10 protein-coding genes are annotated in these 11,805 nt (G+C 61.9%); 4 read left to right on the forward strand and 6 right to left on the reverse strand.

Going from position 1 to position 11,805, the window contains the following annotated elements; all coding sequences use genetic code 11:
• Positions 1-11: 11 nt before the first annotated feature.
• Together HUU46_24315 and HUU46_24320 are read right to left on the reverse strand one after the other, a co-directional pair.
• Positions 12-248, reverse strand: coding sequence for a hypothetical protein (locus HUU46_24315; GenBank protein NUM56765.1), 237 nt, complete (start codon positions 246-248; stop codon positions 12-14).
• A 4-nt stretch (positions 249-252) separates the two neighbouring features.
• The gene (locus tag HUU46_24320) at positions 253-1,002 is read right to left on the reverse strand and encodes a hypothetical protein (protein NUM56766.1); all 750 of its coding nucleotides are present in this window, start codon (positions 1,000-1,002) and stop codon (positions 253-255) included.
• Between the two features lie 80 nt (positions 1,003-1,082).
• On the opposite strand from HUU46_24320, the gene HUU46_24325 reads away from it, so the two are divergent.
• Positions 1,083-2,447, forward strand: coding sequence for a sulfatase (locus tag HUU46_24325; GenBank protein ID NUM56767.1), 1,365 nt, complete (start codon positions 1,083-1,085; stop codon positions 2,445-2,447).
• On the opposite strand, the gene HUU46_24330 is transcribed toward HUU46_24325, so the two are convergent.
• From HUU46_24330 to HUU46_24345, 4 genes are all read right to left on the reverse strand, one after another.
• Complete coding sequence (locus tag HUU46_24330; protein ID NUM56768.1) at positions 2,448-3,827, reverse strand: hypothetical protein; 1,380 nt, start codon at positions 3,825-3,827, stop codon at positions 2,448-2,450.
• Positions 3,828-3,868: 41 nt separating this feature from the next.
• Complete coding sequence (locus HUU46_24335; protein NUM56769.1) at positions 3,869-6,499, reverse strand: hypothetical protein; 2,631 nt, start codon at positions 6,497-6,499, stop codon at positions 3,869-3,871.
• Positions 6,500-6,563: 64 nt separating this feature from the next.
• A complete protein-coding gene (locus tag HUU46_24340) occupies positions 6,564-7,877 on the reverse strand; it encodes a Gfo/Idh/MocA family oxidoreductase (GenBank protein ID NUM56770.1) in 1,314 nt (437 codons plus the stop codon).
• A 60-nt stretch (positions 7,878-7,937) separates the two neighbouring features.
• Positions 7,938-8,477 (reverse strand): hypothetical protein, encoded by a 540-nt coding sequence (locus HUU46_24345; protein ID NUM56771.1) that lies wholly within the window; start codon positions 8,475-8,477, stop codon positions 7,938-7,940.
• A 75-nt stretch (positions 8,478-8,552) separates the two neighbouring features.
• On the opposite strand from HUU46_24345, the gene HUU46_24350 reads away from it, so the two are divergent.
• The 3 genes from HUU46_24350 to HUU46_24360 all read left to right on the forward strand — a co-directional run.
• Positions 8,553-9,203 (forward strand): GNAT family N-acetyltransferase, encoded by a 651-nt coding sequence (locus tag HUU46_24350; protein NUM56772.1) that lies wholly within the window; start codon positions 8,553-8,555, stop codon positions 9,201-9,203.
• A gap of 182 nt (positions 9,204-9,385) precedes the next feature.
• Positions 9,386-10,657 carry a Gfo/Idh/MocA family oxidoreductase gene (locus HUU46_24355; protein NUM56773.1) on the forward strand — a complete coding sequence of 424 codons (1,272 nt, stop codon included), beginning with the start codon at positions 9,386-9,388 and terminating at the stop codon, positions 10,655-10,657.
• Between the two features lie 12 nt (positions 10,658-10,669).
• Positions 10,670-11,805, forward strand: a 1,136-nt coding sequence (locus HUU46_24360; protein NUM56774.1) for a HEAT repeat domain-containing protein, incomplete at its 3' end; no start/stop codon positions are given.

Genomic DNA, 11,805 nt, shown 5'->3' on the forward strand with positions numbered 1-11,805 from the left:
GGGCGGGGCGGCTAGAAACCGCTCTTCAAAAGCGACTCCATAGTTTCGAAGTAGCGACGATGCGTCTTACGCAGCGCGGCTTCGTCGGCGGCCTCAAGGAGCACGACTTCGTGGTCGGTGTTCTGGCGTTGGAGCGAGAGTTCAAGTGCAAGCCGCGATTCCTCTGCTTCATGCTGTCGCGTCTCGTCAAATGCCTCGAACGAAACAATTGTTTCGTTTTGCCGATCATATTCCACAAGAAAGAACATCGCGTTATCCTTGCTGTTTACGCTTCGCGTCCAACAACATTATCAACGAGTCGCATTTATTCCGCAAGAACATCTTGGACTTTGCGATATCATCCGTGTGCTTCTCGAAGACGGTCTGCGCCAAAATGGAGAAGTTCGGCCCCATCGTTTCTTTGGCATATTTCTCAACTTTGTCCTCTATCTCCTCGATAATGGAAATGTCTTGCGAGAGCTTAAGCATAGGCTCGGACCACGCGTGAGGTCCGCTACCATACTTGATGCCGGGATCGATGACATCGGACGCCTTCTCCGAAGTCTCGGCCCATTTATGCTGGAGGACCGTTCTCACTTGAACTTCAGCGTGCCGTTCGAGAGCATGCACTACAACGTGCACTGCTCGATATCCGTGGCTCGGCTTCTCCCTGCGGTCTATGACGGAACATTGGGGGAAGACGTTTCTCAATCGCGCCACCAGTTCGTCCTGTGCGCTGAGATTCGGCACGACGATTCGGCACCCGGCAATGTCCTGTATTTGGCTGAGGCGAATGCTCTCGCGGCGTAGTTTTTCGCGAATCGATGAAGTCGATTTAGCGAGTCGGCCGGTCGGTTCGAGCTTCAGCCCACCACGAATAACCGAAATTACGTGATTGTGTGCATCGGCAAACGACCGACGATACTGGTCAAGCATGCGCAGATCGTCTTCGGATATTGTCTCGGATTTAATGCGTTCGCCGAGCTTATCGATTTGGGTCTTTGAGAATTTGCCTTCGCCCATTGGAATCCGGCCATCGGTTCTCAGTAGTCTGGGCCATCAATCGCGCGAGGTTACCATAACAGAAATGGGAGGGCCAACCCATGCAACGCCGCGAATTTCTCACGCATACCCTTGCGGGCGCAACGATGTTGCCGGTTGCTGCGACGGTCGGCGCGGCGGATGCGCCGATAGGGAAACGCAACGTCATCCTCTACATCGCCGATGACCTGGGCAAGAACGACGCGGCGTGTTACGGGAATCCGTATGTAAAGACGCCGGGGATCGATGCGTTGGCGAAAGAGGGCGTCCGATTTACGCACGCGTTCTGCACGACGCCGAGTTGCAGCCCAAGCCGTTCCGTAATTTTAACGGGCACGCACAACCACACGACGGGCCAATATGGCCTCGCACACGCCAAGCACCACTTTGTTTCGTTCGACGACGTGAAGAGTTTGCCGAACGTTCTCGGCGAAGCGGGGTATCGCACCGTGAACGCGGGAAAGTACCATACCCAGCCGGAAGTCGCGTACCACTTTCAGGAGTACATCAAGACTTCGGCGCCGATCGATATGGCCGAGCAATGCCGGCCGTTAATTGAATCGACGGCGCAATCGCCGTTCTTCCTCTGTTTTTGCACGACGGAGCCGCACCGAAAATTCCAGCGAGACGGGTCCGATCCGATCGCTCCCGCGGGCATTGCGGTGCCGCCGCACTTGCCGGACATACCGGAGTGCAAACAGGACCTTTCCGAGTATTACATGTCGATCCAGCGCGCAGACAGCGGGCTTGTCCGGTTAATGGAAATCCTCAAGGCGGCAGGCCGGTGGGACGATACGCTGATCGTTTTCGTTTCCGACAATGGCATGCCGTGGCCCGGTGCGAAGACAACGCTGTACGAACCCGGAATCAACCTGCCCTGTGTTATTCGCGATCCGCGCAACGAACGCAAGGGGTACACCTGCGACGCGATGTTCTCGTGGGTGGACGTTGCGCCGACGATTCTCGATTACTGCGGCGTGCAACCACCGGCGAAAATCCAGGGAAGGTCCGCCATCGCGGCGTTGAAGGAAGAGCACCCCGCCGGCTGGGACGAAGTCTACTGTTCGCACACGTTCCACGAAGTCACGATGTACTACCCCATGCGCGCGGTGCGCACCCGCAAGCACAAACTCATTTACAACATCGCCCATCCGTTGCCGTTTCCGTACGCGAGCGATCTGTGGGGATCGAAAACGTGGCAGGCCACGCTCGAGCGCGGACTCACGTCGTACGGAAGGCGTACGATTGCCGCGTACCAGAACCGGTCCAAGTTCGAGTTGTACGATCTCGAAAACGATCCCGATGAAGTCCGCAATCTCGCCGGCGATCCGCAACACGCGGAGTTGCTCGCGGAGTTGCAGCAGCGCATCCGCAGTTTTCAGGAGCGAACGGGCGATCAGTGGCTGTTGAAGTGGGAGCGCGAATGATTACGGCGGCGCACAGACAACGTGCACGACCCAATCGTCGTTGTCCGGCTTGCTGACGTTGCGCCAATCACCACCCGGCAAATCGGCGGCATCGCCGAACCGACCCGTCCGCGGATTGAACAGCCGATAACTGACAGTTGCGCGCGCCGCACTTCGCAGGTCCAGCCGCACCTCGCGCGGATCGCCTTGCTTGGCGTACACAATCCACTCGCGGCCGGGGTCCGCGAGGCAATACGCATTCTCTGAAACCAGTTCGTTGTGGGGTGACAACGTATCCAGGTTGTTGACGTGCTCGTTGAAGAACCGGCTCGCATGGCCCAACCAGTCGCGCCTGATCATTCCTTTGTCCCCGCCGGGCACCTTCGGGTCATACCCCATGATTCCCGTTTGCGCGGTCTCCTGCCCCGTGTCCGCGTGAAAGATGAAATGCCCGCCGCCAACCGCAAACGACCACAGGCTCAATCGAACAACATCCCCGCGATACGGCTCGCCTTCAAGGCAAAGGTACGGTTTCGCGGGAAGCGCCGCGAAGCCGTCACGCGCGTCGCGATTCTTGTCGTCGTGCGGCAGCGTGTCGCTGAAGACAAAATCGACCGAATCGCGCCGCGCCGCCCAATCCACATATATCGCATTGCGTTTCCGAAAGAATGCGGCAAAATGGCCGCCCATGTTCCCTTCGTCATACGAATGCTCGTCGAGGAACACGAAGAACACATTGCCGAGCGCATCGAGTTGTTCGAGGTATTCGTGGGCGAGGCGCTCCCACACCCACTGCGTTTTGCGCGCGTCCTCCCACGAATCGGACCAATCGTCGCCGCACACTTCCCTTCCCGGCGTGGCGATCCGCACGGCTTGCTCGACGTCGTTCAGGTGGCCGCCGTTTCGCTTGTTGAGGGGGTGATACATCCAGTCGGCATCGTGTTTGGCCCAACCGGTGAACAAGGTAATTCCAACGAGCATTCGCTTGCTCTTGGCGTATTTGCACACACCGCGCATGCGCGGCCAGTAACGCCTAACTTCGGAATCCGCGCCGTCGTCGAAATGGGTCAGGTCGTAGAACGGCAATTGGTCCGTGGCTGCCGGGCCACCCGATTTTCGCGCCCACGGCGTTAATCCGGGAATCACGTAGCCCCAGCGTTCCTCGAACTTGCTTCCGTCTTCGTGCTGCCGCAACGGCGCGAACGACCACACGTGGACGACACGGATGCCGCGCGCCGCGCAATCGTCGATCCATCGCCGGTAATCAAGGTTCGCATTTTGCGGCACGCATTGCGTTCCGCTCTCGCCAATGAGCGCCAGCGTTTCACCGCCGTAGGTGACATAATGACCGCTCGCGCTCACGCCGATGCGGTCATCGGCGGCGGTGCAAAAAACGGGCAATAAAAGGACCGCCGGGGCAAGCCGGGTGCGAAGTACGGAGGTCATCCTTCGGCCAATCGGTAAATCCGAATCGGCCCTGCCAGACCGCCGCCGCGCGATTCCTTTTCAAATTCCAGCGCGCGTTTGTGGTAGGGGCTTGGCCAACCCGGACCGCTCTTTTGCGCCCACGCCTGTGTCACGCGCTCCGACGTGAGCTCGTTCGCAAGCGAGTTCGCCACGCGAATCGCGATCGTATGCTTGCCCGCCGTGCAGGGGGGAAGCGTCACGCGCCAAGGCGGCCACAACAGCGTGCCCGCGGCGACACCATCCACATACACCGTTGCCGCGTACTCGATTCCCCCGGTCTCCAGTTGCAGCGGCGACCCTGCCCACGGCTGCGGCACATCGATCTCGAACCGGTACTCAACTTCGCCGGAATAGTCATCAGACAGCCAACCGGTCCAGTCCGCCGATTGCGCGAACGGAACGTCGTCGAAGTCCCGATCGACGTATTCGAAATTGTGTTCGCCAACGACCACTTGCCTCCCGCAGATCGCGCGCACGCTTTCGGGAGCAACGGTGATTCGTTCGCGCGGCTGCAGCGCGGGTTCCGCGCCGCGCACAGGCTCCGCCGACAAGACGTACGCGCGCGTCTCGCCCGCTTCGAGTTTTACTTCGACGCCGTTACCGTCGGCGAACACGTTCGACATGCGTCCGGCCGGCAAATCCAATTCGACAACGTGCGGCGCAATCGCCGAAACTTTGCCCACGTATGGATCGTTCCCTTCGTTGAACAATACGATCACTTGCCGCCCCTCGAGTTCGCGCGCGGCCACGCGCACGCCGCGGCTTGACGGCGTCAGCATCGAGATCGGCAGCGACTGCGCCGCGATTTCAGCCGCCGTGCCGGCGCGAATCGAATTTGGTCCTGCGTCCGGCGTTTCGCCGTTCACGCCGGGCGCGTGGCCTACGCACAGCACGTTTCCGCCGGCTTCGGCGAACTCGTCCAACCGCGCGCGCGCCGCGGGGTGCATCCACAACGATTCGCCGCAGAAAATCGCGTCGTACCGCATCGCCCCCACTACAAGTTCCTTGCCCTCGACGCGCGCGTTCGCCAACACGTCGTCATCGACAATGTCGTACGCGCACTGCCGCGCGAGCAACTCCATGGCGAGCGACTCGAATGACTCGACCGCCGTAGCCGCATGCAATCCCAGCGCCCACATATCGCGCACGGGGTAATACAGCGCCGTGCGCACGAGCGGTTTGCCTACGGACAGTGCGTACCCCAACCGCGCGACATATGCGTGTAGTCCCGAAAGATGGTCCCACTGCGGGTTCATTGGACCAAAGTGCGGGCGCTCGCCCGTCATGTGGTGATCGCGCGTGGTCAGCGGATAACACCCGAACACCGATAGATTGATGCCGCGGACATACTGATAGTCGACGAGCCATTTCATCTGCGCCGGCGTGAGCCCGTTGCTGTATACGCAGAACGACTCGGAAAATGCGAAGCGCGTTGCGTTCTGGTGCGCGGCGCTCGCCGCGAACACGGGGAAATTACTCTGGTTCTCGCGTCCCGGAAACACCTGCCGCCATATGAGGTCGACGCCGGGAACGTCCATCTCCCGCAACGGCCGCATCACGTGACCGAACCCGTGTTTCACCGCGCCGAATGTTTCGTCCTCGCCGCCGAGGTGTCCGCTGGACCCAAGGCCGTGCGCGCGCCCCCAGTCTTTCAATCGCGCGAAGTAGGCATCGGCGAAGCGCCGCGACGTGGCGTCATACAGATCGACGCGCGCCCGCGCGGCAGCGGGCGAAATCTCCGGAGCAGGTTCGACAAAGAACCGCGGCAGATCGTTGAGGAATGATCCCGACGACAACGCCGCGTAACGCGCGTCGATGCCGTCGAACCACGAGAAATAGTCCGGAGGCCGCGGCATGGCTACCGCCGGCTCGTCCGTAAACGTAAAGCGGATGGTCTTGCCAAAGTGATTGCTTACGGCCTTCGCGTACGCGTTGTGCGTCAGTTCGATGAAGCGATCCGTCGCGTCCGGGTTCAGCAGGTCGGATGATCCGCCCTGCGAGAACTTGTAGAGGTACGCGATATCGGCGGGTGTTGCGGGCGTCCATGTCTCGCCGGGGCCCACAACGTTCAATTCCGGCGCCTCGACGATTGCGGCCAGCGCATCGTTCGGGACCGCGAACGGCGTGTCCGCGGCGATCCGTTCGCGCACGACGGCGCGGCGCGATAGTTCCGGGCGCCCTTCGACCACCTTGCCGAGCGCCCGCCCCGACGGCCAGCCGCCCTCGTCGTACAACCACCAGTTCATTTCGAGGCGCGCCGCCTCGTCGACGGCAAACGTCACGCGCTCGAAATACTCGGGCGTCAAATAGTCCGGGTCCAAACCGTTATTGGTCGAATCCGGGCGAAACGCGTGCGGCATCGGCAGCATGCACACGCTGCGCGCGCCGTGCGTCGCCATGTCCCGCAACTGCGCCCGCAGCACCTGCGGTTCGAGAGGCGCATTCCACAGCCAGAAATATGCCGGCCAAAGCGCCGCGTCGGGTTGTTTGAATTGTTCCAAGTCAAAACTCGAAACGAGCCGAACGGATTCCGGCGGCTGCGCGATGGCAGTGAATGCAGACAGCACTGTCGCCGCAACGCAACCGGCGAAACGTCCCACGTTCATCACTTTCCCCCCCCAATCACGCTACAGAACGAAACGAACGGGCGAGAATCCGAAATCAACTACCCTATACCTTCACCGAATTCGTTGCGGCGTCCCACTTCGCGCTTTGACCGCTTTGTTCCGAAAGCACCGACATGTGACAACAAGTCGCCCCCATCCACCCCGCGTCAACCGGCGCGATCGGCGTCTTTCGCGTGCGCATGCACGAGAAAAAGTCCCGCAGGTGCGGTTCGTTCAAGATGCCCGCGGAGCCGACTTTCTCCAACTGTTCGCTGTTACGCCGCCCGCGGTAGATCGCAAGTTCCGACATATCGCGAATCTCGAGCGTGCCTTCCGAACCAAGGTACCGTTCGACAAGGCCGAAGTGCCCGTTCACAAACGACGCCGCAAAATTGAAGTGGTACTTCTCGTTGTACTCGAGCAGCACGCCGATATTGTCCGGACACGTCCGCCCGTCCTGGATGTGATAAATATCGCCCACGGACATCACGCGCGGCGGCATCGCGCATCCGGTGATGAAATGGAAAATATCGAGATGGTGCAGCATGAGATCGCCCGCCGCGCCATTCGAATACTCGACGTAACGCCGCCAATTCAGGTAGCGCTGTGCGTCGAACGAATATTCTTTCGTGTCGCGCAAGAACAGGTCCCATCGCACCTGCGACGGATTAAAGCCCGGCGGCGTGGGCCGCGTATGCCCGCCCCACCCATGCCGGTTCACCTGCACCATGACAAGTTTGCCAATGCCCCCGGACTGCAGGACCTCGCGCGCCTTCTGATACATCGGCATGCTGCGCAACTGTGTGCCGACTTGCAGCACCGCGCCGTTCGACTGCACGCGCTCACGGACCGCCAACGCCTCCTGCCACGTCAGCGTCATTGGTTTTTCGGTGTACACGTCCCGTCCGCACTCGAGGGCCGCGAGGATTGCCGGCGCGTGCAGATGGTCGGGCGTCGCGATAACGACCGCGTCCAGTTGTTCCTTCGCGAGCATTTCCTCGAACACCACATAGGCCCGGGCGTCTGCCACCTTCTGTTTGCATTTCGCCAGCGCGGCATCCCGCGCGCCATCGTAAACGTCGCACACCGCGACCACGTCGACATCGGAAAGTTTCAGCGTACTGTCCAAAAGCGAGCCGCCGCGATTGCCAATTCCGATGAATCCGCACTGAATGCGATCGTTGGCGCCCAGCGCCCGCCGCCCCGGTGTATTCGCCGCCACGACAACCGGCTCTTCCCTCGGCGGCGTGGGAGGGGGAGCAATCAGTGGCGCGGAAACCGGCTCGTGCGTCGCGTTGGTCGCGCACCCGCCCAGGGCGCCCGCGGCGCTCACGCTGGCCGCGTCGGACAAGAACTGACGTCGCGTAGTTGTTCGCATCGGCGTACTCCCTCTTCCCGAGGAGGAGTTTACCGAAAACGCAACTCGGCCCGGTAGCGGCTACGGCCCTTTGGAAGCAGGATTGGATGCCGGCGGCGCGGCGCTGTCCGGCAGTGTGGGGCCGTTGACCGACAATCGAAACATTTTGCCCATCGACCGGCGTTTAGAAATGTTGGAACCGATAGCGATGCCCAGGAGCGCCACAAACGTTATCGCCAGAACGCCGCCGACCGAGTACACGGCCGCACGCGGGTGTTCGCGGACGATCTGTTCCAGCGGCAGAAGCCAATCGTTCGCTGGGAATACGCTGTCGTAATCCGGCTGGTTCTGAATGTAGAAAAAGAAGAGCGGTAGCGCCCCGATGAGAATCATCAGGACCACCGCCACGCGCGCTGTCATCGCGTAGGGAATCGGCGGCTTCGAAAAGATGAGACGGCAGTCCGCGCACTGGACCCGCTGGAAGCGGTCCCGTTGAAAAAGAAAGAACGGAATCAGACCGCCGAATACAAGGAGCGCGCAGCCCAGCCCCCCATCCTGTTCGGAAACCGGGTAGAACGCTTCGTCTTGCTTACAATGCGGGCACTGAAAGTAGTACTTCATAGACGGCCCCGCCCAACAAGTACGAAGCCATTATATCCTACAGTGTAGTGTACTGCATGATTCCGGGAATTGCGCGTGCGCGGCGCAGTCTGCAATAGTGGCGCAATGTCCGTCCATATTCGTCCCGCGCGTCCGGAGGACGCCGCCGACGCCGTCCCGCTCATCTACAGTTCCGGCCCGGCGGTGCTCGACTATATCTTCACGTCGCGAACCCAATCCGATGTCGCGGCGTGTATGCGCCGCGGGTTCGAACGCGATGCCGGGGAACTGGGCTACAGGATTCACAGCGTGGCCGTGGTGGACGGGCGCATGGCGGGGATTGGCGCGGCATTTTCCGGCGACACCACGTTGCGTTTCATGTATCAGGGAACGCGCAACGTCCTTGCGTGCTACGGTCCGCTTCGCGGCGCCGGTGTAATTCGCCGGGCGCTGCAAGTAGAAACGATCGTCCGCCCGCCGAAATCACACGAGTTTTGCATTGCGCACCTTGGCGTTTCGCCAGTGCTCCGTAGCAAAGGAATTGGCGCACAGATCGTTCAGCATCTGCTTGCAGACGGCCGCCGCCGCGGCTTTCGCGTCGCGGTGCTGGATGTGTCCGCCGAGAACCCGCGCGCACAAGCGCTGTACGAACGCCTGGGTTTCGTCGTGACACGAGAGTGCATATCGACGCTCCACAACGCCCACGCAACCGTCCCCAACCACCGCCGCATGGAACTCACGCTATAGACGCGCCGTCATGCATTCCTCAGATAGACTGCCGCGTTCCCCCTTCTGTACAATGCCTGCCTTGGGCATGCCGCGTCTTCACGAGGGGCGGAGCGAGCGACGAACGCGGCGGACTTCCAGTGGGTTTTGGCAACGCTAACGATCGCGTGGAATCTTGCGTCCGCGCGTGGAGGGAGGTCACAGTGGGAACCACTACAAAAGACAAAGGCTTGTCGCGCAGGCAGTTCATCAAACGTGCGGGCGCGGCCGCCGTCCTGCCGAACATCATCGTGTCCCAGTCGTGGGGCGCGGAGGACCGCGCGGCGCCAAGCAACCGAATCACCGTCGGCGTCATCGGTGTAGGCGGGCGCGGTCGCGACGATATGCGCGCGTTCATGGCGCTGCCGGATGTACAGATTGTCGCCGTGAGCGACTGCTTCGCGGACCGGCGCAAGGCCGGTTCCGGCATGGTCAACCAGCGGTACGGCAACAAGGACTGCGCCGAGTACCTCGACATGCACGAACTGCTCGCGCGCCAGGACATCGACACGATCCTTGTGGCGACGGGCGACAACGGCCACTCGCACACCGCGATCGCCTCCGCGCGCGCGGGCAAGGACATCTACTGCGAGAAGCCCATGAGCGTGTGCATCAACGAATCGCGCGCCGTGTCCGACACGATGACGCGCCTTGGCCGCATTTTCCAGTGCGGCACCCAACGCCGCAGCCTCGGCAACTTCCGCTACGCGTGCCATCTCGCGCAGAGCGGAAAGCTGGGCGAGCTAAAGGAACTGCACGCGGAAGAGGCGGCGTTTTGCGGCGCGTTCAACTACGAGATTCTCCCGGAAGAACCCGAACCGGCGAAGGACGTGTTCGATTGGAACGCGTGGCTCGGTCCCGCACAATGGCGTCCGTACAACAAGAAATACCCGCAACGCGGCTACTGGCTCGATCACATCGACTTCAGCGGCGCGTCCATCTGCGAATGGGGCAGCCACACCGTTGACCTGTGCCAGTGGGCGAACAGCGCCGACCGCACCGGCCCCATCGAGTTCTATAAGGAAGGCGATTGGTACTGCGGCAACTACGCGAACGGCGCAAAGCTGATTATTCGTCAGGGTCTGCGCTTCGGATCGTGCCCGGTAAAATTCGTCGGCACCGAAGGCTGGGTCGAGACGGGCGACGACGGGACCATCGAAACACACCCAAAATCGCTCCTCGGCAACCGCGGCTTCGAAGGCGGCTACCCGCAGGACAACCACGTGCGCGCGTTCATCGATTGCGTAAAATCGCGCCAGGAACCCATCTCGAACGCGGAGACCGCGCACCGTTCGATCTCCGCGTGCCACGTCGCGAACATCTGCAAACGCCTTGGCCGGCCCATCAAGTGGGACCCGGTGAAGGAAGAATGCATCGGCGACGAGGAAGCCAACCGGCTGCGATCGCGGGCCTACCGCGAACCGTGGTACCTGTAGGAGGTTGGCGTCATGACGATCACCATACGAAAGGCAAACACCATGCGTTACATGGTCCGTTTCACCGTCGCGCTCGTTGCGCTGGCCGCGATGACATTCGCAGTCTCGACAACCGCCGCGGCACAGAACGCGCTGAAAGGCGTCGCCACGCCGAGCTCCGCGACCGAAGACGAATGCATCGCGGTGCTCGAGAGCGACGCCGCGTGGCAGCCCAAGTACGAGGCGTGCACGCGGCTGCGCCAAGTCGGCACGGAAAAATCCATTCCCGCGCTCGCCTCGCTGCTCGGCGATGAAAAGCTCTCGCACATGGCGCGTTACGCGCTCGAGCCGATGCCATACCCCGAAGCGACCGACGCGCTGCGCAAGGCGCTCGGAAAAACGAAGGGCCAGCAGAAGCTTGGCGTAATCACAACGCTGGGCGCGAAGCGCGACGCGAAGTCGACCAAGGCCATCGCAAAAGCATTGAGGGACAAGGACGCTACCGTGGCCAGCGCGGCAGCCGGCGCGCTGGGCCGTATCGGCACGCCGCAGTCCAACGCCGTACTTGCCGGATTTGCGAGGTCCGCGCCGGACTCGTTGCGCGACGCAGTGGCCGAGGCCCAAATCGCGGGCGCGGAAATGCTCGTTCGCGACAACAAAGGAAATCTGGCCGTGCCGTTCTTGACGGCGCTCGTGACTGACGAGCGGGAGTTTGTGCGGCTCGGCGCGTATCGCTGTCTCGCGAGCGCGGACCCCGAAGGCGCGACGGCCCTGCTCACGAAGACGCTTGCAGGCGATGACGCACTTGCGCGCAACTTCGCGGCGCAAGTCGCCGCGGAATTGCCCGCCGATATGACGAAACAGCTCGCCGCAGCGGTCCCCGCGCTGCCGCCTGCGGGCCAGGCCGCGTTGCTGCGCGGCCTCGGCGACCGCAAGGATGCTGCCGCGCACGACGCCGTGATTGCGGCGCTCGCGAGTGACAACAAAGAAGTCAAGATCGCCGCGGTCAATGCGCTTGGCGCGCTGGGCACGGGCGAGGACGTACCCGCACTGGCCGCACTGCTCGCATCCGGCGACGCCGACCTCGCGGCCGCCGCGCGGTTGGCGCTCGGCAGCGTCGACAACAGGAACTACGACGAAGCAATCGCCGCCGCCGCGGGCAGCGCGTC

This window comes from Candidatus Hydrogenedentota bacterium, assembly GCA_013359265.1.
In the GTDB taxonomy this organism is placed as follows: domain Bacteria; phylum Hydrogenedentota; class Hydrogenedentia; order Hydrogenedentales; family SLHB01; genus JABWCD01.